General features: G+C 43.7%; 17 protein-coding genes, 2 pseudogenes and 2 riboswitches. Of the genes and pseudogenes, 9 read left to right on the top strand and 10 right to left on the bottom strand.

The window, feature by feature from the left end:
- Positions 1-130 precede the first annotated feature (130 nt).
- The 4 genes from gcvP to gcvT form a co-directional block, all read right to left on the bottom strand.
- A complete protein-coding gene (gene gcvP / locus JMX75_RS11620) occupies positions 131-3028 on the bottom strand; it encodes an aminomethyl-transferring glycine dehydrogenase (protein ID WP_201532433.1) in 2898 nt (965 codons plus the stop codon).
- Between the two features lie 63 nt (positions 3029-3091).
- On the bottom strand, positions 3092-3850 hold the full coding sequence (locus JMX75_RS11615; RefSeq protein ID WP_020443086.1) for a nitroreductase family protein: 759 nt from the start codon (positions 3848-3850) through the stop codon (positions 3092-3094).
- Between the two features lie 348 nt (positions 3851-4198).
- Entirely contained in the window at positions 4199-4579 is a 381-nt protein-coding gene (gene gcvH, locus JMX75_RS11610; protein ID WP_011280078.1) for a glycine cleavage system protein GcvH, read from the bottom strand.
- Positions 4580-4645: 66 nt separating this feature from the next.
- The gene (gcvT, locus tag JMX75_RS11605; protein WP_201532431.1) at positions 4646-5818 is read right to left on the bottom strand and encodes a glycine cleavage system aminomethyltransferase GcvT; all 1173 of its coding nucleotides are present in this window, start codon (positions 5816-5818) and stop codon (positions 4646-4648) included.
- 169 nt (positions 5819-5987) lie between these two features.
- A riboswitch (glycine riboswitch) is annotated at positions 5988-6126 on the bottom strand.
- A gap of 55 nt (positions 6127-6181) precedes the next feature.
- A riboswitch (glycine riboswitch) is annotated at positions 6182-6319 on the bottom strand.
- A 383-nt stretch (positions 6320-6702) separates the two neighbouring features.
- On the opposite strand from gcvT, the gene JMX75_RS11600 reads away from it, so the two are divergent.
- The 4 genes from JMX75_RS11600 to JMX75_RS11585 all read left to right on the top strand — a co-directional run bounded on the left by JMX75_RS11600 (position 6703) and on the right by JMX75_RS11585 (position 10367).
- Entirely contained in the window at positions 6703-7026 is a 324-nt protein-coding gene (locus JMX75_RS11600; protein ID WP_020443088.1) for a YcgL domain-containing protein, read from the top strand.
- A gap of 222 nt (positions 7027-7248) precedes the next feature.
- Entirely contained in the window at positions 7249-7836 is a 588-nt protein-coding gene (locus tag JMX75_RS11595) for a hypothetical protein (protein ID WP_201532430.1), read from the top strand.
- Positions 7837-8150: 314 nt separating this feature from the next.
- Complete coding sequence (locus tag JMX75_RS11590; protein ID WP_201532429.1) at positions 8151-9005, top strand: AAA family ATPase; 855 nt, start codon at positions 8151-8153, stop codon at positions 9003-9005.
- A gap of 138 nt (positions 9006-9143) precedes the next feature.
- On the top strand, positions 9144-10367 hold the full coding sequence (locus tag JMX75_RS11585) for a vWA domain-containing protein (RefSeq protein WP_201532428.1): 1224 nt from the start codon (positions 9144-9146) through the stop codon (positions 10365-10367).
- Between the two features lie 789 nt (positions 10368-11156).
- Here the strand turns inward: JMX75_RS11585 and JMX75_RS12950 are convergent.
- The 5 genes and pseudogenes from JMX75_RS12950 to JMX75_RS11565 form a co-directional block, all read right to left on the bottom strand.
- Positions 11157-11336, bottom strand: a pseudogene (locus JMX75_RS12950) (glycine zipper domain-containing protein); the annotation flags it as partial.
- Between the two features lie 81 nt (positions 11337-11417).
- Positions 11418-11897: pseudogene (locus JMX75_RS13130) on the bottom strand (hypothetical protein); the annotation flags it as partial.
- A gap of 590 nt (positions 11898-12487) precedes the next feature.
- Positions 12488-13318, bottom strand: coding sequence for a phosphodiester glycosidase family protein (locus JMX75_RS11575; RefSeq protein WP_201532426.1), 831 nt, complete (start codon positions 13316-13318; stop codon positions 12488-12490).
- 64 nt (positions 13319-13382) lie between these two features.
- The gene (locus JMX75_RS11570) at positions 13383-15185 is read right to left on the bottom strand and encodes an FMN-binding glutamate synthase family protein (protein ID WP_133105324.1); all 1803 of its coding nucleotides are present in this window, start codon (positions 15183-15185) and stop codon (positions 13383-13385) included.
- Positions 15186-16029: 844 nt separating this feature from the next.
- Positions 16030-16857, bottom strand: a complete 828-nt coding sequence (locus tag JMX75_RS11565) for an IclR family transcriptional regulator (protein ID WP_201532425.1) — start codon at positions 16855-16857, stop codon at positions 16030-16032.
- Positions 16858-17032: 175 nt separating this feature from the next.
- Here JMX75_RS11565 and JMX75_RS11560 point away from each other — a divergent pair, with 175 nt between their 5' ends.
- Together JMX75_RS11560 and JMX75_RS11555 are read left to right on the top strand one after the other, a co-directional pair.
- A complete protein-coding gene (locus JMX75_RS11560; RefSeq protein ID WP_020443096.1) occupies positions 17033-18217 on the top strand; it encodes an acyl-CoA dehydrogenase in 1185 nt (394 codons plus the stop codon).
- A 223-nt stretch (positions 18218-18440) separates the two neighbouring features.
- The gene (locus JMX75_RS11555; protein ID WP_201532424.1) at positions 18441-19712 is read left to right on the top strand and encodes a CaiB/BaiF CoA transferase family protein; all 1272 of its coding nucleotides are present in this window, start codon (positions 18441-18443) and stop codon (positions 19710-19712) included.
- Positions 19713-19896: 184 nt separating this feature from the next.
- On the opposite strand, the gene JMX75_RS11550 is transcribed toward JMX75_RS11555, so the two are convergent.
- Complete coding sequence (locus JMX75_RS11550; protein ID WP_201532423.1) at positions 19897-20655, bottom strand: IclR family transcriptional regulator; 759 nt, start codon at positions 20653-20655, stop codon at positions 19897-19899.
- Between the two features lie 285 nt (positions 20656-20940).
- Here JMX75_RS11550 and JMX75_RS11545 point away from each other — a divergent pair, with 285 nt between their 5' ends.
- The 3 genes from JMX75_RS11545 (at position 20941) to JMX75_RS11535 (ending at position 25549) form a co-directional block, all read left to right on the top strand.
- The gene (locus JMX75_RS11545) at positions 20941-22407 is read left to right on the top strand and encodes an NAD-dependent succinate-semialdehyde dehydrogenase (protein ID WP_201532422.1); all 1467 of its coding nucleotides are present in this window, start codon (positions 20941-20943) and stop codon (positions 22405-22407) included.
- Positions 22408-22562: 155 nt separating this feature from the next.
- The gene (gene gabT, locus JMX75_RS11540) at positions 22563-23822 is read left to right on the top strand and encodes a 4-aminobutyrate--2-oxoglutarate transaminase (RefSeq protein ID WP_201532421.1); all 1260 of its coding nucleotides are present in this window, start codon (positions 22563-22565) and stop codon (positions 23820-23822) included.
- Positions 23823-24106: 284 nt separating this feature from the next.
- Positions 24107-25549, top strand: a complete 1443-nt coding sequence (locus JMX75_RS11535) for an APC family permease (RefSeq protein WP_201532420.1) — start codon at positions 24107-24109, stop codon at positions 25547-25549.
- Positions 25550-25710: the final 161 nt, after the last annotated feature.

Below are 25710 nucleotides of genomic sequence, written 5' to 3'. Positions count from 1 at the left end.
AGATTAATAGCCATTTTATTATAGCGCTAAATGTTAGTAGTAAAATAAAAACCTCCAAATCAGCTGCTGACTTGGAGGTTTATTTTTATCTTTTATAAAGTATCAAAACTAAGACTATATAAAACTGGGATTACATATAGTTTTCGATACTTGGGCAAGAACACATGAGGTTTTTGTCACCATAGGCGTCATCGACACGTGCCACACTTGGCCAGAACTTATTGGTGCGGATATAAGGCAGTGGGAATGCTGCTGTCTCACGGCTGTATGGATAGGTCCATTCGCCGTCAATTACCATAGCAGCTGTATGCGGGGCATTGACCAATGGATTGTTCTCTAACGTCCAGTTGTCTTCGCCCGCTTTGGCTTTCAGCGCTTCCGCTTTAATAGATTTTAGAGCACTGATAAAGCGATCAAGCTCTTCTTTTGACTCTGATTCTGTCGGCTCAATCATCAAGGTGCCCGCTACTGGGAAACTCATGGTTGGTGAGTGGAAACCATAATCCATCAAGCGTTTCGCGATATCGCTTTCACTGATGCCCGTCTCTTCTTTTAAAGGACGAATATCGATGATACATTCGTGAGCAACGCGACCGTTTTTACCCGTATATAGCACAGGATAATGGTCTTTTAATTCAGCGGCAACATAGTTAGCATTCAGTAGCGCAAGCTCGGTCGCTTTTAATAAACCATCACGACCCATCATGGCAATGTACATCCATGAAATAGGTAAGATGCTTGCTGAACCATAAGGAGCTGCTGATACTGCTGAGCAGTCTTTTTGCGCATTATGTACAGGGCTCAATGTATGGTTGGCCATAAATGGCGCCAGATGCGCCTTCATACCGATAGGGCCCATACCTGGACCGCCGCCGCCATGTGGGATACAGAAGGTTTTATGCAAGTTCATGTGCAGTACATCAGCACCAACGTCAGCTGGCTGCATCATGCCAACCTGCGCATTCATATTGGCGCCATCCATATAAACTTGACCGCCATGTTTATGGATAAGATCACAGATTTTACGGATACCTTCTTCAAACACACCATGCGTTGATGGGTAAGTGATCATCAATGCACCTAGACGCGCGCTATGTTCTTCAGATTTGGCAGTTAGGTCGTCGATATCAACGTTGCCATTGTCATCGGTTTTGACCACGACCACTTTCATGCCCATCATCATAGCAGTCGCAGGGTTAGTGCCATGCGCTGACATAGGGATCAAGCAAACATCACGATCAGTCTCACCAAGTGATTCATGATAACGACGAATCGCTAGCAAGCCTGCATATTCACCTGAAGCGCCAGAGTTTGGCTGCATAGAGACATCATCAAAGCCGGTAATGGCTTTTAATTGCTCTTGCAAGCTATCAATCATGGCAACGTAGCCTGTGACTTGGTCACGCGGTGCAAAAGGATGCACATTGGCAAATTCAGGCCAAGTGATCGGTAGCATCTCACTGGTGGCATTCAATTTCATGGTACAGCTACCAAGTGAAATCATACTGCGGTTCATCGCCAAATCTTTATCTTCAAGCGATTTTAAATAACGCAGCATTTCATGCTCGGTATGATGCGAGTTGAATACTGGATGCGATAAGATGGCATCAGTACGCAAATGAGCACTATCAAGAGAGACACGAGCGTCTTCTGGTAAGTCATGTGCTTTAGTAACGAAAAGCTGAGTTAGGACATTAAAGTCTTTCTGATCGCTGGTTTCACTGAACGCAACGCTTAATTTGGTCTCACCAAGACGCCATAAGTTATAACCAACATTGTCAGCATTTTGAAAGATTTGGCTAGCAAGTTTTTCTGAGCCACAATCAACCACAACGCTATCAAAGAATTGATCATGGACCACATTTAAATTACTATCGTTGCCGTTTTTGATGACGTCAGCGAAGGCAGTCGCAAATGCATGGATACGAGTAGCGATACGCTTTACACCACCTGGACCATGATAAACCGCATACATACCAGCTAGGTTTGCCAATAGTACTTGTGAGGTACAGATGTTTGAGTTGGCTTTTTCACGGCGGATATGCTGCTCACGAGTCTGTAGCGCCATACGTAGGGCAGTATTGCCTTGTGAGTCTTTTGAAACTCCGATAATACGACCAGGTGCTGAGCGCTTGGCTTTATCAGAGAACGCAAAGTAGGCAGCATGTGGACCACCAAAGCCCATTGGAATACCAAAACGCTGCGTGCTACCCAATGCCACGTCTGCGCCCATGTCAGCTGGTGATTTTAGTAACACCAAACTCATGATGTCACTGACGACACTCACATAAGTTTTGTTTTTCTTCACAGCAGCAATGACGTCTGTTAAATCTTTAACATCGCCTTCAACACCGACATATTGGAATAATGCACCGAAATAGTCGCCTGATTTAGCCAGTTCAAAATCACCAACCACCACTTCCCAACCAAAATATTTGGCACGAGTATTAATCACATCTAGCGTTTGCGGATACACGCGGTCATCAACGAAAAACTGCATAGACTTACTTTTGCTGACACGTTTTGACATTGCCATCGCTTCAGCAGCAGCCGTTGCTTCATCAAGCAGTGAGGCGCCAGCAAGCTCAAGACCAGTCAGGTCGATACAAACTTGTTGGAAGTTAAGCAAGGCTTCTAGGCGACCTTGAGCGATTTCCGCCTGATAAGGCGTGTAAGCGGTATACCAACCTGGATTTTCAAGGACGTTGCGCTGAATAACTGCTGGCATACGCACAGGCGAGTAACCTTGACCGATATAGCTCTTATTAACAGTGATGTCATCTGCCATGGTACGCAATTTGGCAAGCGCTGCGTGCTCACTCATCGCCACTGGCAAATCTAATTCTTTATGCAGACGTACTGGTTCAGGCACGGTATCATTGATAAAGCTTGCCATGTCGCTATAACCAACAGCGCTGAGCAGGTCAGCTTGTTTGGCATCATTAGAGCCAAGATGACGATAAACAAATTCGGCTTCATTGAACAAGCCTTCAAACGTATCAAGCGTTGGGTTTTGAGAGATAGTCATGGTGATCCTTGGTAAATATAGGAATAAAGGAGATGGCTATAATAAAAATAGGGTAGTAGCAGGTTATACGTAATGTACAAATTGGTCTTGCTCAAAGCGGAACTGGGTATTGTAAACGCCATTATCAGCACGCTCCCCAGCACCAATCATCATAACGATATGATGATTATCACTCAGCTTTAATAAGCGCTTCATAGCAGGCTCATCGAAACCGCCCATCGGGCAGCTATCAAATCCATGCGCGCGTAAGGCAAGCATTAGATTTCCAGCCGCTAATGCGGTGTTATTGGTTGCCCAATTTTTGGTATCTTCAAAGGTATAATAAGGCGATTTTATAGGACCCTTTATACGTCTGACTACTTGAATGGCGCTCCATTTGGCTACTGATACCACGTTAGCAGGTCCACGTAAAAAATCTAAGGCAACGACTTTGTTGTAGTAGTCTTTGACTTTTTTTGGCACCGGCATATCAGGGTATTCACGCAATATTTGCTTTGCATGGTCATGCCAAACATCAGTACGAGCAACGACCGCAATTAAACGTGCTGAGGTTTTTGCTGCGTTTTGATTCATGCAGTTTTTGACTGCGCGCTTGCGCTTACCAGCATCATCAATAACATAAAATTCCCATGGCTGAAGATTGCTTGAGTTTGGGGCAAGCATTGCCAAACGCAGGCAGTCTGCTAATACATCGTCAGGTATCGGCGCATCTGTAAATCGGCGTACCGAACGGCGCGACTCTACCACCTCACAAAATGCTTGCAGCTGCGGGGTGTGACTAGGCGTCGCAAGACTGTCTTTATTGCCAGTATTAGAATTCATAGTAGGATCCATGCTGAGGAATGAGTAATCAGCTTCAGGCATTATCGATTGCATATCTTCAATAGTGTCTGACGAGTGATTAATATGAATAAATCAGATAGCAGTTGGGCGTCATAAATTGAGTGCTGATTGTCTTGAAAATACTGCATTGAAAACACGGTCTTGCCATTATTGGCTTAAAAGTAAAGCACACAGATACCAGCGCTTGCCAGTATCTGTCGAGTTGCTTCTTTTCATCAGTAAACATTTTATAAATGACAATCTTATCAAGACTGTCTTATCAATAAAAATATTAAAAGCAGCAATACTAAAGTTAAATGCTGCCTTTAAGAGAGTGTAAGACTGATATTACAGCTCGTTTTCGTACTCATCAGCCGTTAGCAGCGCTTCATAGTCAGCGATATTGTCAGGCTTCATTCTGAAGAACCAACCTTCGCCATATGGGTCAGAGTTGATGATTTCTGGATCATCTTCTAAGGCTTCATTGATAGCAACCACTTCACCTGAAATAGGCGCATAAACGTCAGAAGCGGCTTTTACTGATTCAACAACAGAGATTTCGTCATCAACAGCGATGATGTCACCCACGTCTGGCAATTCAACAAATACTACGTCACCCAATAGGTCTTGAGCATGATCAGTGATACCAACCGTGATAGTACCGTCGTCTTCTAAGCGTAACCACTCGTGGCTGGCGATGTATTTTAGTTCTGCTGGGATATTACTCATGGTTTCTCTCCTAGGTGATAGAGGTTAATTAATAAAAAAGAAAGCTAATAATAAATTTTCTGTTGCCTACGAGTCAAACTGCTGCTTGCCATTACGGACAAACGGTAGTTTAAGCACGCGTACATCGACGAACTTACCTTTACCGCGCAGATCAATTTGCACATTGTCATCTTCTGCTAGGGTAGCAGGAACACGGGCGATAGCGATAGAATTTTTGAGGCTAGGAGAGAAAGTACCACTAGTAATGATACCTTTTTGCTCTTTATCAGTGCCTTGATTAATGGTCACTTCCATACCTTCACGTAATACGCCACGGCTAGTCATTAATAAGCCCACTTGCTTCATAGCAGTATTGTCATCTTTTGACTGTTTGCGTTTGCTGACCATAGCATTGCGACCAATAAAGTCACGCTCGTCTTTTAGCGCCAGTGTCCAGCCCATGTTGCATTCATAAGGGCTAATACTTTCATCCATGTCATGACCATAGAGGTTCATGCCAGCTTCCATACGTAAGGTATCGCGAGCGCCAAGACCGGCAGGCTTTATGCCATTGGCTTGCAACTGCTCAAAGAATGCCGGCGCATCATCGCCATGCATAATTACTTCGACGCCATCTTCACCGGTGTAGCCTGTACGAGCGACAAACCAATCCGTGCCTTCGATGTCTGTTAAATCAGCACCAACAAAAGGTTTAAGCGCAGCTAATGTATCAGCCCAACTGGGTTTAATCTTTGCTAATTTTTCAACTGCATTAGGTCCTTGAACGGCAAGCATCGCAAGTTCTGTGCGCTCAGTTAAGACAACATCAAAGTTTTTGGCTACTTTTTCAAACTGTGCCATATCTTTATCTCGCGTTCCAGCATTTGAGACGATACGGTATTCAGTTTCATCAGAATTTGATAGATAAACGATTAAATCGTCGATGATGCCGCCTTCTTCATTCAGCATTGGAGAATAAAGGGCTTTACCAGCTGTTTTTAGTTTATCGACATCGTTAGCCAATAGCTTCTGTAGCCATGCTTTGGCATCCGTGCCTTTGATATCGACAATAACCATATGAGAGACGTCAAACATACCGGCGTCAGTGCGTACCGCTTCATGCTCTTCGATTTGTGAGCCATAATGAATAGGTAGCTCCCAACCAGAAAAATCTACCAGTTTGCCATCACTCTCGACATGAGACTGATAAAGGGGAGTGCGCTTAGGGGCTTGGGTGTCAGTATTTTGAATATCGGTCATAACAAATCCTTATGTGGACATTAGCTATACTTAGTAAAAGTATTAGGGCTGATGTACATGATCATAGTAGCGAGAAGCAATATTGCAGGGTACAAGCATTGCAACCAAGGGTAGTACAGAAAAAAGATAAAACTGTCCGCCAAACAAACGCTTAACGTCAGTTTAGAGGGAAGCCCTATCTGTCCTGTGACCTGAGATTTTCAACACGATCCATCATCGTAAGTCTTTAACAGAGCAATGATGTCGCGTTTTCTCCCCTTCGGTGGGTAAGGCGTCGTCCGTCCTTACCGCTCTCCAGATTTGTTATGCCTAAGGTTTAAAGGGCAATCCGCCAATCAGCGCGATACAAATAAACCGTTGTGACATGTGTTTTCAGTCCTTTTACCTGAGCGATTGGCAGGGTGGATGCGCCTTCGGTGGTCGTATAGCGGCTGTCAGTACAAGCTCATTGATACGAGCATTACTAACTTTAGGCTAAAGACTCTCTCCTGAAAAACGCTTTTATTATGAAAGGTTCACAGCTTTTTTACAACCCATCATATAAATTATAGTGAATAATTTTAGCAAACATGCTTTTTTATACGGACAATACATCGAACGACAGCAAAATAGAGTACATGTGTTTCTGTAAAATTACATAGTGCCAATAAAAAATAAAGCTGAAGCATTTGTTATAAAAATTTAAAAGTATAAAATTTATCTATGAGCGTTATGCTTGACGGTACAAGGCGTGCAGGGTGCTCATATGAAGATATTCCTTACTTTCTCTTAAGCTAAGTTGCGATAGTATTTGGGATGCTTTACCTTATCTGAACGTAAAGTCACTACTGATAATGGCTTGAAATATGCTAATCTATGACGATAGTTTCTGATAGGTTGTTTTTATGCATTGCGATATTTATAAATTCCTTAAACATGATGATATGTATATCTATATTGCCCGTCCTGATTATCCGAATGATACGGATGAAATCAAAGATTGGCTGGGTGTGTTACCCAAAGACTTTCGTGCAGGCTTAGGTCGTAGCAAGTTTGTCATGCATCTGGATTTGGCTACAACGCCTACACTTGCTAGAGTGGACAAAGAAGAAGTGCTAGAAAAGCTAGCGTCGCAAGGGTATTTTGTACAATTACCACCACAAGATGTCATGCGCCGCCAAGCAGAATTGCGTGCCCGCGAATCTCAAGACAGTATTTATAATACGTAATAGTTATAAAAGTACATTTTAACAAGGTTTACGTCGATATTTTGCAGCTCGTTTTATCAAGTCTAATTTTTTAGCTGGCTTTTTTGAACAGAGTGGATAGATACAGATGAAATATCGAAATATATAGTGTCATGCATTTTGATGAATAGTCATGATAAACTAGCAGTTTATTAATATAATCACTATCCCGCAATATTTACGAACGCAGGTAATAAAACACGCATGGACTGGTTAAAAAATATCTTACACAGCTTACCACTAGAAGCGATCAGCGATATTCTTGGTGAGATTGCTATTTGGTGGGGGCAGCTGGTAAAAGACGTACCGGTAGCAGATTTACCAATGTATGCTTATCTTGGTGGCGTCATTATCGTGTTAGTACTTTGGCTACTGGTCGCGCGCATATTACCACGTCCATTAGGCGGCATGAGTTGGATGATACTGTTTGCTGTATTATTAGCACCAGGTACAGCACTGGGTGACCCAAGTGTGATTGCACCTGCCAGTATCAGCGTGGTCTATGCGATTATGATGAAAGACACGACTGGTGCGATTGCCAATATGCTGCCCATCATGGTGGTATTATTTGTTGGTTTATTTGTTGGTTTTGTTTGGCAGCTGATTCGCGGCGCCTTTGAATCAAGCTTAGATAAAGCTCGCAGTCGTACCGCACAGGACAAGCAAGCAAATATGCAGCTAGCTTCTGGCAATTATTTGGCGACAGAATCTGATGAAGTGGTGGCAGTTAAAGATATTGATCCAGCAATTAATCTAAAAAAGGATACGCCTGTATCTAAAAATAATGATTAGTCTGAATGCGATTGCTTTAACGCTATAACCTTTTAAAGTATTTCCTTTCTAGTTGACAGTGTTGATTCCTGATTCCTGATTCCTGATTCCTGATTCCTGATTCCTGATTCCTGATTCCTGATTCCTGATTCCTGATTCCTGATTCATGCATTTTTTCTAATGATTATAAAAGACACCATGCGTGTCTTTTTTTATATGATAAATATCTGCGAACGCATGAGTATTTTGGCAATCAATAAGGCTGTGCTAATCTAAATGACAATTTATTAACGCTCTTAAAACCTTTTAACGATAACAATAAATGAGATTGTATTATGACCGATAAAAAAACCAAATTTACGGGTACGAAAAGCTATATCGCTACTGATGATTTGCAATTGGCAGTCAATGCGGCAATGACGCTACAAAAACCGCTACTTATCAAAGGTGAGCCGGGTACAGGCAAGACTTTACTAGCAGAAGAGGTTGCTGAAAGTTTAGGTATGCCACTGATTACGTGGCATATCAAGTCGACGACTAAGGCAGAGCAGGGTTTGTACGAGTATGATGCGGTATCGCGTCTGCGTGATTCGCAAATGGGTGACGATAAAGTCTATGAGATTGGCAATTATATCAAGCCGGGTAAATTGTGGGATGCCTTTACCAGCAAAGAGCGTAGTGTATTATTGATTGATGAAATTGATAAAGCAGATATTGAGTTCCCAAATGACTTGTTGCATGAGCTTGATAAGATGTCTTTTTATGTTTATGAGACGGGCGAAACCATCACAGCAGCGCAGCGTCCCGTGGTTATTATCACCTCAAACAATGAAAAAGAGTTACCAGATGCGTTTTTGCGTCGTTGCTTCTTCCACTATATTGATTTCCCTGAAGAAGAAACCATGCGCCAAATTGTTGAGGTGCATTTTCCTAATATTCAAGAAAAACTGGTCAATGATGCGCTTGATATCTTTTATAAATTACGTAACGTTCAAGGACTCAAAAAGCCGCCATCAACGTCTGAGTTGGTCGATTGGTTGACGCTATTATTGGCGGATGATATGGCACAAGCAGAGTTAGAAGAAAACTTGCGCGGTGAAAAGTCTATTCCGCCACTATATGGTGCGTTACTGAAAAACGAAGCCGATGTGAATTTGTTGCAGCGTTTTGCTAATATGATGCGTCGTTAATATTTGTAGCTTGCATTGATTTTAACATCAGATATCAAAGTCAAAGTCAATGCCAGCGCTTAGCCTATGACTGTATCAATTAATGATATCAGCAATATCACCAGATAATAATATCAGCCAATAAGTGATACGACTCTTATGTTTATCAAACTATTTTACACCTTGCGTACTTATGGCGTGCCAGTCAGTACGCGCGAGCTGCTCGATTTAAATGCTGCGTTAGAGCAAGGGCTGATGATGCAGCCGCACCCTGAAGATCCAGCATTGACTACTTTTGCCAGTCGTGAAGACATGTATCGTCTGATTCGATTGTGCATGGTCAAAGACGAGCGCCATTTTGATAAGTTTGATCGTGCCATGGCGGATTATTTCGAAGGCGTCGATAGTCTAGACATGGATGAGCTGTTGGCCAAGCTAACGGACGTGCCCAAAGAATGGCTCGATTTAAAGCTTGATCCAAAGAACCTGACCGATGAGCAGAGACGTCTGCTAAAAAAGTACGGTTCACTTGAAGAGCTGATGAAGGCGTTAGAGGAGCGGTTAAAAGAGCAAAAAGAGCGTCATCAAGGTGGTAGTAAATGGGTAGGGACGGGTGGCACCTCACCGTTTGGCGCTTATGGTGACCATCCTGAGGGCGTGCGTGTCGGCGGTGAGTCACGCAAACGTAGCGCTGCCAAAGTTTGGGAGCAGCGCAAATATCGCAATCTTGATGATGACAGTCAGCTCGGTACTCGTCAAATTCAGATGGCGCTACGCAATCTGCGCCAGTTTGCACGGACCGGTAGTGCTGATGAGCTCGATATTCATGAGACAATTAAGCGCACGGCAAAAAAGGGTGTACTCGATATACATATGCAAGCAGAGCGCCGTAACCGTGTCAAAGTGCTAATGTTGTTTGATGTGGGCGGCAGTATGGATATCCATGTCGAAGCGCTCGAAAAACTGTTTTCTGCGGCGAAAAATGAATTTAAAACCTTAGAGTTTTTTTACTTTCATAACTGCCTATATGATTATGTCTGGAAGGATAATAACCGTCGTCATAGCGCACCGATGCCAACGTTTGAATTGCTTAATAAGTATGGCCGAGAGTATCGGGTCATCTTCGTTGGTGATGCGTCGATGTCACCCTATGAGCTCATGACGGTAGGCGGTAGCGTTGAATATATGAATAATGAAGCAGGCATCGTCTGGTTAAAGAGGGTGCTCGCGCACTTTGATAAAGTCGCTTGGCTAAACCCTGAGAATCCAACCTATTGGCAATATACCCAAACCATCGTTGAGATTAAAAAACTGTTTGATAATAAGATGTATCCGATGACGTTACATGGCGTGGAAGATATGACCAATTATATGGCGCGGTAATATTATATCAGCTTTAGAGTAATTGAATGTTAGCTTTGCAGTCAGTTTTTAGATGATATAAATCAGAATAAAGAAACAGCTTCTATTATTTAATAGAAGCTGTTTTTTTATAACATTTTAATTGTTTACGATAAGCAATTATTGCCTCATCATTAATAATTAAATAATAGGACGATTCCACGCATCACGTACGGCAAATCTAGCATCTGACCATTCTAAGCGTGAGTTGCCACGTGAATTCAACCAATCTCTCTGCAAGTCTTGCTCTACCAGCTCAAACGTTTGATCGTTACCATACTGCTTGCGCTGCGCATAACCATAACCATAGGCATTACGATAATCAGTATCGTAGTCATATTGCGGGTTATAGTAGTCAGTCGTCGCATGCTGAGTACGCCAGTAAGTGTCTTCTTCCATATTGCCTTCAAAGGCATTGGCAACGGCGTTACCAGCTGTTGCACCGACGACTGCACCAACGGCACCGCCTACGACTGAACCTACTGGACCACCTACTGCACCGATAGCTGCGCCTGCTGCTGCACCGCCGACCATACCTGTACCACTACTAACAGGATTGGCTTCTCGTTGTACTTCATTTTGATCAGTAGGATTAACGGCTTCACCAACTTCTTGGCCACCAGCACCACCAGCAACTGCGCCTGCTAAGCCGCCGATTACCGTACCGACTGGACCACCAACTGCTGTACCTACAGCAGCGCCTGCTGCTGCACCGCCCAGTGCACCAGTACCACTAGCAATAGGATGCGGCTTCTCATGAGCTTCTAAGCTATCGGTAGGATTGACCATCTCGCCTGCTTCATGTCCAACTTTGCTACCTGCGATTGCTCCAACAGCACCGCCTACTAAGGTGCCAACTGGACCTCCAACTGCTGTGCCTACGGCTGCACCTGCTGCTGCGCCACTAAGCGCGCCAGTACCAGTCGCTACTGGATGCGGCTTATCTTCACCATGATGAATGGGCTCAATAGGCTCTCTATGACCTGCATAATGGACGTACTCTTTTGGCTCATAGTTTTCACCATTCATACGGGCATGGGTCTTATCCCAACCATCACGTACCATGTCTTTTGCTTGTAGCCAGGTCATGCGTGAGTCGCCTTTTACCTCATACCAGCGCTGTTCAAGCTCAGCTTCAACTTCTTCGAAACGCGTCGCATTTGGATAATGCGCACGGGTGGCATAACCTACTGCATAGGCTGGATGATAATCGGTATCATAATCATAATCTTCATGATAATAAGGGCGCGTGGTATGAGTTTCTTGCCAGTATTCGTATTCTACTGTTGGGTCTAGCATCTCACCGACCGAGCTACCTGCGACACCGCCGACGATAGCACCAATAGCACCACCAATCAGCATGCCTAATGGACCACCAATAGCACCAATAGCTGCGCCTGCTGCTGCACCGCCTGTACCACCAAGAGCTGTACCTATTGGATGTGAGCCTGGCTCACCTGTAATGGGGTCAGCGTTGTCATTGACTACTACTGTACGATTGATATTATCCATGAGCTATTATCCTTTTTACTATTATTGTTAAGTTATGAAGAATGATATAAGTAGCCTGCAATCTAAATGACATTAAAATAAAGGTCATTTTTGACATCCAATCTTAGCTTGTCCTCTAAATCAGTGATTGCTATTGAGACTTGCTAGCAATCACTATATAGCTGTTCAAATTTCTAATACTTATTTTAATCCTTAGCATTGGCATTATCTTTAAGAAATCTAGTAAGCCTTGCTTGCTAAGTAATATAGCCTAAGGGTGCTGGAGTAGTCTGTAGCACATAGCTGCTACCTGTATAGCATCTATGTAAACGATACTTCTATAATGAGCATTATTGTTAACCAATGATTATCAAAGTGCACAAAAGTAAATAAGATGTAAGTCGAGCTTATTGGAATCGCTATTTCCCAGTTACTGATGTTATGAAAAGGATTAAGTAAGCACAAAAAAGGCACTATTATTAAGAATAATAGTGCCTTCATTTTTATTAATAAATACTTAATGTGGCTCAGTGAGTCTAAAAAGATGCAGTCTCATTAGGTATGGTGTTACTTATGATGAATTGATGGAGTGTAAGTAACCATACTATGGTCTATTGTGCTGACTCAACCAGTCCAATCATCACACCCATCTCTTTTTTGTCATGCTTATCTATCGTGGGTGCGTATAAAGCGGATGCAATACCGCCATCTAAAAATAAAGCATTTGGACACTTCAATTCGTTTTTAAATAGTGCGGCAAACTGATAAAAGGTCACGGGTGCTTCGCTATTGACAAATTGTAGACTGCCATCGCTACACACGCCTATACCGTTGCGAATTTTAGCTGAGGTGCCATCAGGGTCAAACTGCGGATGGATAGCATCATTAATGACCAGCATAGGACCAGATTGGGTAGCATACAATGGCTGCGCAGTGCCGTTTTTTAGCTGCTCGGCTAAGGCATTACTTTCAGTAATTTGTACCTTGCCAGACTTATCCCACCACAGTACGCCATTGGGTAAGAGGTGAAAATTGCCGCCGCCTTCTTTCAGGTTTAATGCACGTATCTCTTCAGATTTGATGACGGTATAGCCAATAGGTGCATAATTTTCATTGTACATGCCCGCATTCATGGCAAACTTCAAAGATTGCGATGGGGGCAGGCTGCTCAAGAGATTATCGAAAGTCAGTAGCGGTTGACGACTGTCAGATTGTTGCCAAAATAATGCTAATGAATAGCGCTTATCTGTCAATAAATCAGACTGAATATGACAGGTGCTATAAGCAAACGGTGTGTTGTGTGATTGACATGACCAATCAGTAGAAGCAGTGTCCGTCTGATTGCTATCAGTTGGTTGGCAAGCACTTATACCAACAGTCATAAGCGCCATAAGCATCATTGGCAGTACATGAAGAAGTTTTTTGAAAACAGTGTTTGGCATCAATCATCTATCTTTTATAAGGAAATAAATTGCGTGATTGTCACAGCCAAACACTGTTAAATGGTTAAACAGTTGGCGGTATAAAATCGCGGACGGTATTATTGACATTGCCAATCATTTTACCACCATCAATATTGACGTCTACCTCTCCAACCGTTTTTTCTGTTGGCGCACCGGTTTCTTTACCGATATCGCGCGAGTCTTTATTATAAGCAATCAGCGCATCATTATTGGCTAAAAAGCTCGACGAATCTGCCATTACCCACATCTGATTAAAGACCTCTGATCGCGCATTATGATCAAGTAAGGCGCCTTTATCGGTGAAATAAAAGAACTTCGACAATAGCTTAATTTGTCCATCATCCAAACGGCGTGCAATGTGATAAGGCTGCAATTGACTTGGGTGCTGTAAGCCGACTGCGCCAACGATACTGGCAAGCGATTTTAGGGTATTTTTATGATAACTGGCAACGCGTTCAGCCTTACTTGGTACATCAAGTGCTTTTTGACGATAAGGGTCTTGGGTTGCCACACCTGTCGGGCAGGTATTGGTATGGCAAGAGCGTGATTGGATACAGCCGACAGCAAACATAAAGCCACGTGCAGAGTTACACCAATCAGCGCCCAATGCAAGTAAGCGAGCGATATCAAAACCTGAGACGATTTTGCCACTCACGCCAAGTTTGATTTGGTTGCGAATGCCTGCCCCAACCAAGGTATTATGGACGAATAAAAAACCATCGATCAATGGCATACCGACGCTATCCATAAACTCAACAGGTGCAGCACCCGTGCCGCCTTCAGCACCATCAATAACGATAAAATCAGGGTAGTTATCGGCTTCTATCATGGCTTTGACAATCGCCATAAACTGCCAAGGCTGCCCAATACATAGCTTAAAGCCAACTGGCTTGCCTTCTGATAAATCCCGTAGCTGCTGTAAAAACACAACCAATTCACGAGGCGTACTAAAAGCAGAATGCGACGCAGGTGATACGCAGTCTTGACCCATCGGCACTTGACGGGTTTCAGCGATTTCTGGGGTGATTTTTTCTGCTGGCAACACGCCGCCCTGACCGGGCTTAGCACCTTGTGACAGTTTGATTTCAATCATTTTGACTTGCGGATCAACAGCTTTTTCGGCAAATGACAGTGGGTCAAAGTTGCCATTGTCATCGCGGCAACCGAAGTAACCTGTACCCAGCTCCCAAATCAAATCACCACCGAATTTACGATGATAAGGACTGATAGCACCTTCACCACTATCATGAGTGAAGCCGCCCATTTTTGCGCCTTGATTGAGCGCCATAATGGCATTAGCAGACAAACTGCCAAAGCTCATCGCTGAGATATTAAACACTGACATATCATGCGGCTGCTTACACCGCTCACCGCCCACAATGATGCGGAAGTCTTTATTCTTAATCGGCTCACTGACAGCAGATTGCAAAAACCATTCTTTACCATGAGCATATAAATTGTCCAAAGTGCCAAAAGCATTGGTATCGCTGACGTTTTTGGCGCGCTGATAGACCAAGGCCCGCTGCTGACGTGAGAACGGCACTTGCTCTTTGTCGTCTTCGAGCAAATACTGGCGAATCTCAGGACGGAAATCCTCTAACACATAGCGGATGTGACCGGCGATAGGATAGTTGCTTAAGATAGAGTGCTTAGATTGCAATAAGTCATAAATACCTAGCCCAACGGCGAGTCCACCGATGATAATGAGTACCCAGTTGACGAGGAGTAATCCTGCTAAAAACAGCAAGATTGCGGCGCCAAAGGTGCTGTAGCGTAGCAAAACACCGGTTAGGTAAGGGGAGTTGTGTTCAGGCTCAGGGTTCAAATTGGTTCTGGAATCGGGCATAACAAGGCTCAACTATAAAAAATAGGAATTAAAAAATGCGGCAGTAAGTTATTTGGTAACTTTGCCGCTATTCATGATTCAATATAGAAAGATTAAATAAGAGTTTTAAAATGAGCGAAAGCGCTAAAAGCCAACATGTTAAAAGCAGGCCAAACGCCCTTAGGGGCTCAAATTTGTGGTGTGTATCATACGCCTATAATATCACGGCTCCATATCAATTAAGTAACGGCAGACCAATAAAGACCTTGCAATTACTACTCTCAGGCTTTAATAATTCCAAAAAAAACCTTAAGCTCATGTTTTAATGACGGTTTGTCGCGTAGCTATGATTAAGTTACCTATAATCAATGGCAGAAAATATTAAAAATAAAATTGAAACCGACTGTCAGTGTCTGGTGGTAATGTCTAAAAAGCATCTTGTAGGCTGTGACGAGGACGATGCATAAAGGTTAAAAAAGCGTTTATCCGCAATGCACAGTAGCCGCTGCAGTATGTTTTCAACCCGCTGCTGCGAGAGTGCAGGGCCTGAAACTCGCCCAATCGGTTGCAAAGGGGGAGTCTATACGTTTATATAAAGCATATAGAAAATTCGGACATTAATAGTTTAAAAGCAATTATTCAACAAGGTCAATTTGCCAGTTATATCAATCGCTTCAATCAATGGCTTATGGCACATTACTTTTATTATTGGTATTTACATAAAATTTTAACGTCTCTTACGCTTCAGCACAAACTACTTGCTACAAAGTGTATAGCACTTAGACCAAATCACTTTTTGATTGCATCGAAAGGCTTTAGTATCATTGGTAAACTAAGTTAAAACTTACCTGGCAACTCAATTAGTTTAAACCCCGCTGCCAATCCTTTCAGCCAACGCTTGCAACTTAGGTACTATCATCGCCGCATAGTCTTCGCTTTCCCAATTGGCACTTGGGACACTGGCATTGAGTGAATACGCATATTGCCCAGTCGCAACATCAAAGACACCAACGGCCACTGCTAATATGTCCGTAGAGAACTCACCATCCGATACGGTATAACCATGCATTTTATAATGGTCTGCGGCGTCAGATAAAGCAGCCTGCGCATGGTTATAATCTTCTGCTGATAGCTGCTCTTGTAAATTACTACGAATAACAGCCTGTCGTATTTGCGAACTAGCCGCATAAAAAGCACGTCCAATAGCGGTTCGGGCGACGGGAACGGCTGAGCCAACTTGCAAATTGACCGATAGGCGGGCAGGGCTACGACAGCAAGCGTGATAGCGCATCTCCCCTTCGACTTCGGTTGCCAAATTCACCGACACCTCGTTTTGACTGGCAAACTGCCGCAATAACGGTTCAGCTGCTGCCACTAAATCATGACGACTCCACGCTGTTGCACTTAATCGCACCGCACTACTACCCAATTTATACTGTCCATGTAGCGTCACGCGCAAAAATCCAAGCGTCATCAAGGTATGAATCAGACGAGTAATCGTCGCTTTTGGCAATTTTGTCATCTGGCATAATTGCTGATGGCTAAGCGTCTCTTCATGCTCAAAAGCTGCCAATATCATTAAGCCACGTCCAAGGGCAGTGACAAATTGCCTATCGTTGTCTTCTTTACCTTGGGTAAGGGAGCTATTTAATCGATCCAGTAATGGTGCAGCTACCAGCATATTTTTTCTCATTTTATAACCATCTGAATGAATAAGGGTTTACAGGACGCTAAAATTTTGCTTAAATAGTTTATATTATGAAACTAAGTTTCGCACAGCGGAATTTTGAAGTCAATAGTAAATTTAGCCAAAGCATCATATTCACCATTAATCGTCGGTCAGGATGACTGACAACAAGGAGCACCACATGGCAACTTCTAGCAGCCCACGTTTTGATTGGGAAGATCCATTTTTATTACGTGACCAGCTTACAGATGAAGAGCGCATGGTAACGGACAGTGCGCGTCAGTTTTTTCAAAAAGAGCTGATGCCGGGTATCATTCAGGCCAATCGTAATGAACATTTTGACCGCGATATCATGCGTCAGATGGGCGAGATGGGTCTTCTTGGTGTGACGATCGACGGTTATGGTTGTGCTGGCATGTCAAGCGTGGCTTATGGTTTGATTGCGAAAGAAGTGGAAGCGGTGGATTCGGGCTATCGTTCAGCGATGAGCGTGCAGTCAAGCTTGGTCATGCATCCGATACATGCCTATGGTACAGAAGAGCAGAAAGAAAAATATCTGCCAAAACTGGCAACTGGGGAATATGTCGGCTGCTTTGGTCTGACAGAGCCGGATTCGGGTTCAGATCCTTCATCAATGTCAACGCGCGCGCGCGCAGTGGCAGGCGGTTATGAGCTGACTGGTAATAAAATGTGGATTACCAATAGCCCGATTTCTGATGTATTTGTCGTTTGGGCAAAAGATGATGCTGGTGACATTCGTGGTTTTATCTTAGATAAAGGTATGAAAGGGCTGTCCGCACCGAAAATCGAAGGCAAGTTCTCATTGCGTGCGTCTGTCACGGGTGAGATTGTTATGGACAAAGTGTTTGTCCCTGAAGCCAATGCTTTCCCAGATATTCGTGGTCTAAAAGGTCCGTTTGGTTGCCTAAATAAAGCCCGTTACGGTATCGCTTGGGGTTCAATGGGCGCTGCTGAATTCTGCTGGAAAGCGGCTCGCCAGTATACCCTTGACCGTAAACAATTTGGTCGTCCGCTAGCAGCGACACAGTTGGTACAGCTAAAACTTGCCAATATGCAAACGGAAATCACACTAGGTCTGCAAGCAGCATTGCGTGTTGGTCGTTTGATGGATGAGGACAATGCTGCTCCTGAAATGATTTCACTGATTAAGCGTAATAATTGCGGCAAAGCGCTAGAGATTGCCCGTATTGCCCGTGATATGCATGGCGGCAATGGTATCTCTGATGAGTTTCATATTATTCGTCATGTGATGAATTTAGAAGCGGTCAATACTTATGAAGGTACCCATGATATTCATGCGCTCATCTTAGGTCGCGCGCAGACTGGGATTCAGGCATTTTATTAAGCGTTGTTAGCTAATAAGTATTGGCTAATTTCCCGACCATTAACGTACGTTACTGTTGTACTTCTTACGAAGCACTTGATAAGCAGTAGCGTGCGTTTTTTAGTTATTAGTCCTCATTTATATCTGGTTTAGCAGTAGTTTTAAAGAATTAGATAAATGAGGACTAGGTACTGTCTTATCATTTTTATCATTATAAAAAATACGTTATCAATAAGGGATTATTATGACTGTCACTACAACGACACAACAGCCTGAACAAGCCAAATTTACTAATAATGCTACCGCTGATATTGCGACTGATGCGGTATCAAAAGGCGCATTATATGGTATCAAGGTGCTTGATTTGTCGCGGGTATTGGCAGGTCCTTCTTGCACTCAAGTGCTCGCCGACCTTGGTGCCGATGTGATCAAGGTTGAGCGTCCACATATTGGTGATGAAACCCGTCATTGGGCGCCGCCAAAATTCAGCGATGATACATCCGCTTATTACGCCACCATTAATCGCAATAAAAAATCCCTCACGGTCGATATCACCACGCCTGCTGGACAAAACATCATTAAGCAGCTCGCTGAAACAAGCGATATCGTGGTAGAAAACTTTAAAGTTGGCGGTCTGAAAAAATACGGTTTGGACTATGAGAGTTTAAAGCAAAGCAATCCACGTCTGATTTATGCCTCATTAACGGGCTTTGGGCAAACAGGTCCCGATGCTGAGCTGCCGGGCTATGACTATATTATTCAAGGTTTGTCAGGGCTAATGAGCATCACTGGACCTACTGATGGCGAACCGCATAAAGTTGGCGTGGCAGTGGTAGATTTGTTTGCAGGTTTGCAGCTGACGATTGGTATTCAAGCGGCGTTAATAGCGCGCCAGCATACTGGAATGGGTCAACATGTCGATGTCGCGTTACTAGACAGTGCGCTGGCAATGCTCGCCAATGTTGGTATGAATCATTTGGCATCTGGTGAGATACCGCCGAGACTGGGCAATGGTCACCCTAACATCGTTCCTTATCAAGTGTTTGCCGGTGCAGGGGAGGAGCATTTCATTTTAGCCTGCGGTAATGACAGTCAATTTGCCAGACTATGCCAGATGTTATCCGTAGAGTGGCATACTGACAGTCGTTTTGCGACCAACCCTCAACGCGTTGCCCATCGTGAGCTGATTTGTGAGTGGCTCATAAACGCATTTGCCGAGCATCCACGTGCATATTGGCTTACGCGCTTGCATGAGGCGGGTATTCCTTGCGGTCCTATTCATAATGTTGCAGAAGCTTTGGCTATGCCGCAAGCGCTGGCACGAGGGATGATTGTTAATTTTGCCGCGCAAGGCAGTCCGGTAAGAGCACTTGGTAGCCCCATTAAACTCTCAGGCTCGCCTGTCACTTATCGTACACCGCCACCGCGTTTGAGCGAGCATACTGACAGCACGCTTAGTAATTTGGGCTATGACAGCGATATGATCGCCAAATTGAAAGCTGACGGGATTGTTTGATCAAACCCCTGATTGTCTTGGTCGAAGGCAGTTATTACCTGCAAAAGCTCAATGACAATTTGCAGGCGTTTTTATCAGGGCTTATCGTCAGCCCTAAATAAAATAAGTACAAATATTATAAAGTGCTACTGGTATAAATTTTTCTTTCTTTAAACAAGGAAATAGCAGCGTTTAGTTTTTATTGCTAATCAATGAAACCTAAACGCTGTTCAATTTGCTTCGCCAATTCAATCAGTACAGCACTGACCTCAGCACGCTTGGACTCATATTCTGCTTGTAAAAAGCTGACTGCCATACCCGCAACCGCATTGCCCGACGCATTGCGTATGTAAGTCCCTAAGCAATACATACCATCACGTAATTGCCCATCATCCAGTGAAATACGGCTCTGCTGTATGACAAAAATTTCATCCGCTAAAGTTTCAAAGTTGCTAACTCCGTTAGGTGTCATTGGCTCTGGAAAGATACCTTCATAAAGTGATTTGATATTATGCATGGGCAAGGTTGAAAGCATAGCTTTGCCCGTGGCAGAAAATACTGCTGGTACGCGCACACCAGCACGGAAAGTAAAACCAAGCGGAGCTGGTGCTTCATGACATGCTAAAAAAACCACTTCGCCCAAATCCATTTTGGACAAGGTGACGGTGTGCTGTAACAGGATAGGATATTGCATGATAAGGTCTTTAAATAACTGCACCACCCCTTGCTGTTGCTCGTATTTACCCGCCCAATATAGCAAGTAAGAACCTAAGTGAAAGCGTCCTTCGCTATCCTTATAGATGACATGCTTGGTAAGTAAGCTTTGCAAAATATTATGCGTTGAGCTACGTGGTAGCTTTAACTCTTTTGCAATATAAGCTGCCGTTAAGGGCTGCTGGCTTGCCGTGATTAAATCCAGAATTTGAAACGTTTTGTCTAGAGCAGGAACGGCGCTGGTACTCATAAGTTGCCTATTAAAATGTCAGTTAAAAAGTAAAAATAAAAAATATGTTCGAGAACTATCAAAATAACGGTTGCAAAGAGTATCGCATCGTTCTTATAATGATGTCTCATATATGGAATATCTGTTCAGTATATTGAACAGTGCATATATTATCAATCATTATTACTGACTGCTTACGTCAATTTTTCATTGGTTTAATAGCTGTTTAAAAAGACAAGCTTATGCCAACGTTAGATAGCTTTATAGATAATAAATAAGTAATAGCGACAAACATGGAGTGTTACGATGCTAAAGACTACCCTAAATCTCTCAAACCCAGATTTGATCAAACAGCAGTGTCTTATCAAAGACGGATGGCACGCTGCCAATGATGATGCCACTATTGAAGTGAGCAATCCATTCAACGGCGATGTTATCGGTACGGTGCCAAGCTTGACGACCGCTGATGTCAATGATGCTGTTACTTATTCTCACGAAGCTCAAATCACTTGGGCCGCCAAAACCCCACATGAACGCGCGCAGCTGCTGCAAAAATGGGCAGATCTTATCGATGCCAACAAAGAAGATTTGGCCATTATCATGACCGCCGAGCAGGGCAAGCCTTTGGCTGAATCACGCGGCGAGATTGGTTATGCCAATAGCTTTATCCGCTGGTTTGCAGAAGAAGGCAAGCGTGTTTATGGTGATGTCATTCCTGCAACCAACTCGCAATTACGCTATGTGGTATTAAAACAGCCGGTTGGCGTTTGTGCTGCCATCACGCCTTGGAACTTTCCAGCGGCGATGATCACGCGTAAAGCAGCTCCTGCACTAGCAGCAGGCTGTACTATCATTATCAAACCTGCGACTGAAACGCCATTTTCTGCCTTAGCACTCGGTGCATTGGCTGAGCAAGCAGGTATTCCTGCAGGCGTTATCCAAGTTGTGACCGGTAAATCATCTGTTATCGGCGATATTCTTACCGGCGATGCTCGCATTCACAAACTATCATTCACGGGTTCTACCGAAGTCGGTCGCACCTTAATGGCACAGTGTGCTCCAACGATTAAAAAGCTGTCATTAGAGCTTGGCGGCAATGCACCGTTTATCGTTTTTGATGATGCCGATCTTGAAAAAGCTGCTGAAGGTCTAATCGCTTCTAAATACCGTAACGCCGGTCAAACCTGTGTCTGTGCCAACCGCGTTTATGTTCAAGACAGCATTAAAGATGAATTCTTAGATATCTTTATCAAAAAAGTCGCTGAGCTAAAAGTCGGTAATGGCATGGAAGAAGGGGTCAACGTTGGTCCTTTGATTAATGAAAAAGCCTTACAAAAGGTACAAGCGCTACTAAAAGATGCGCTAGACAAAGGTGCAACCCTGATTGCTGGTGGCAGTACGAATAATGCGTCAGCCCTTGCTTACAACCCCACTGTTATCACCGATATCAGCGCTGATATGGATATTGCCAGCGAAGAGATATTTGGTCCTATCGCGCCAGTCTTTACTTTCTCATCTGAAGAAGAGGTTATTCGCGCAGCCAACGACACTATCTACGGTCTAGCAGCTTATTTTTATAGCAGCGACTATGCGCGTGCTTGGCGTGTGACCGAAGGTCTTGAATATGGCATGGTTGGACATAATACGGGCATGCTCTCAACAGAAGTAGCACCATTTGGCGGTGTCAAACAATCTGGTTTTGGTCGTGAAGGTTCAAAATACGGCATCGAAGAATATGTCGTGACCAAATACTGGTGTTCTGACGTCAGCTAAGCTTTTCAGTTTTATATTCTATTTTAATGGTCACATATTTAATTGTCACATAGCACGAAACGGGGTTCAGTGCCACGAATCCCAACTGTAATATACTCTATAAACCGCCATCACTTCACTGGCATCTACGTAAAAAGAAAGAAAAGGACATTCTTATGACTACCAATCAATCATTACTTGCACGCCGTAAAGCGGTATTGCCAACCGGACTGGGTGTGGCTTTTCCTATCTTTGCCGAAAAAGCAAAAAACTCAGAAGTTTGGGATATTGAAGGCAATCGTTATATCGATTTCGTTGGCGGCATCTCAGTACTAAATACCGGTCATAGTCATCCAAAAATCACGCAGCGTGTGCACGAGCAGCTAGACAAATTCACCCATACTGCTGCGCAAATGATTAACTATGAATGCTATGTCGATCTTGCCGAAAAACTTTGCGAAAAAGCGCCTATCAGTGGCGACACAAAGGCATTCTTCTTGACCACTGGTGCAGAAGCGGTTGAAAACTGTATCAAAATTGCTCGTGCAAAAACCCGTCGTCCAGGTGTGATTTCTTTCGTTGGCGGTTGGCATGGTCGCACGCTTATGTGCATGAGCTTGACTGGTAAAGTATTGCCATACAAAAAGAACTTTGGTCCGATGCCAGGGCCTGTATTCCATGCACTATTCCCATGCGATGAGCTGAATGTTACTGAAGAACAAGCATTGCATAGCCTTGAGATGATTTTCCAAGCGGATATCGATCCTAGTGAAGTGGCGGCGATGATTATCGAGCCAGTACAAGGTGAGGGTGGCTTCCATCAAGTCACGCCATCATTTGCTAAGTCTTTACGCGATATCTGTGATGAGCACGGCATTGTCCTAATCTTTGATGAAGTACAGTGTGGTTTTGCGCGTACGGGTACGTTGTTTGCCTGTGAACAATTGGGCGTTGAGCCAGATCTTATGACTAGTGCTAAGAGCTTGGCAGGTGGTTATCCTATTTCTGCCGTTATTGGTCGTGCTGATATTATGGATGCCCCGCAAGTAGGTGGCTTGGGTGGTACTTATGCTGGTAACCCACTTGCTTGTGTAGCCGCTTTAGCAGTCATCGAAGTCATCGAAGAGGAAAACCTACTTGAGCGTAGTATTGAGATTGGCGAAAAAATTGAGTCATTTTTAAAGGGCTTAAACTTAAGTAGTATCGGACATATTCGCCATAAAGGCGCCATGCTCGCGTTTGAATTAATCGATAGTGATGGTAAGCCTGACGTTGAAGCGACGACTAACCTAAAAGCGAAATCATTTGAGCAAGGTTTATTACTAGCATCTTGCGGTATGCATGGCAATGCCATTCGTGTGATGGTGCCATTGACGGTTGAAGATGAAGTGCTACAAGAAGGTCTTGATATCATCAAAGGTATTTTGACTGCCTAAGTATTTGATAGCTTAAAGGATAACAAGTGCTAAAGGTTGGGCTGTGTTTATAGTCAAATCCTAAGCAGTGTTGGTACAACGGCGCCTTGCAAGTCAAGACGCCGTTGTTGTCTCCGCTATCGAGATATTAAAAATACTATCGAGCTTCTCGGCTGAGAAGTATGGAAAGATAAACATGAGGGGCAATGCCCTGTTAAATAAAACCCTGTTATATAAAATACAGTGTCACTCTAAGTGTAATGAAAAAAGATTCACACGGATGAAGCACGGACAAGGAGCAAGTTATGTCTGAATTAAAAAAATCGTTAGGGACGCTAGATGTTATCGCCTTAGCATTTGGTGCAATGGTCGGTTGGGGCTGGGTCGTCTTGGCGGGCGGTTGGATTTTATCTGCTGGTACTTGGGGTGCTATGTTGGCATTCTTTATAGGTGGGCTGGCAGTGATACTGATTGGTGTGACTTATGCTGAGCTTGCGGCATCGATGCCCATCACTGGTGGTGAGCATACTTATACCCATCGCGCGCTGGGAGTAAATGTCTCCTTTATCTGTTCATGGAGTATCCTATTTGGTTATTTCTCTGTGGTCGCGTTTGAGGCGGTCGCTTTGCCTACAGTTGTAGAATATTTTATTCCTAATTATAATCAAGGTTATCTCTGGACCATTGCTGGCTGGGATGTTTATGCCACATGGGTAGGGGTTGGGATGCTGGGCTCCGTCATTGTAACGTGGCTAAATATACGCGGTATGGAAGTCAGTGCATGGTTCCAAAAAACTGCAGTACTAGGTATTTTATTCGTCGGAACCTTACTATTTATTGGTGCAGTGCTTTATAATCCTGAAACCTCTACAGCAATACAATCGCCAGCCTTCATTGGTGGTGTCGGTGGCATGATGGCCGTCATTGTCATGGTGCCCTTTATGTTTGTGGGTTTTGACGTTATTCCACAAGCGGCAGAAGAGATTGATTTAACTCGTCCTAATATCGGTAAGTTTTTGATTCTCTCTATCGTCGTTGCGGTGATGTGGTATGTGGGTATCGCTTGGAGCGTGGGTACGACGTTGCCACTGGTACAAGCAGAAAGCTCAACCTTAGCCACAGCTGATGCCATGACCAATGCTTGGCAAGGCAAATGGGCAGGTATTTTACTGGTTATCGGCGGTGTACTGGGTATTTTATCAAGCTGGAATGCGTTCTTAATTGGTGGTAGTCGTCTACTTTATGCGATGTCAAAAGCGCGCATGTTGCCAGCTTTTTTAGGTAAGTTACATCCAAAATACAATACACCTTCGAATGCGATTCTCCTCATTGGTGGTTTAGCAACGCTAGCACCTTTATTTGGTCGCAAGATGTTGGTTTGGATCGTTGATGCTGGTGGTTTTGGTATCGTCATTGCCTATACCTGTGTTGCTATTTCATTCTTGGTACTACGCTACCGCGAGCCTGATATGGTACGTCCCTTTAAGATACCAGCAGGTAAGCTTGTCGGTATGATAACGATTGCGCTTAGCTTTGGTTTATTGATGCTATATATGCCAGGTATGCCATCAGCACTGACTGCTGTTGAGTGGTGGATTTTCTTTGGCTGGACCGTCTTAGGTATTGTGTTATATAGCTATGCAAGGATTAAATATCCAGGTATTAGTGAATCGATTATGGCAGAAGAGCTACGTGAATTAAAAATCGTCAATCAATTATGGTTAAAAGATAATCCACCTAAGCAATAGTTTTTTCGATGGGTTATTTTTTAATAAAATTGTCTGTCTCGTCCTAAAATAGATTGATAGTTTTTGCTAAGCCAGATACCCTGAGTATCTGGCTTTTTTGTATTAAGCAGGACATGAATAACCGTCATGTACCTCAGCAGGTGTTCTCATATTTAAACTTA

This window comes from Psychrobacter sp. LFX-11D, assembly GCF_904846475.1.
Lineage (GTDB): Bacteria > Pseudomonadota > Gammaproteobacteria > Pseudomonadales > Moraxellaceae > Psychrobacter > Psychrobacter cryohalolentis.
This window is presented reverse-complemented; position numbering and strand designations above follow the sequence as displayed.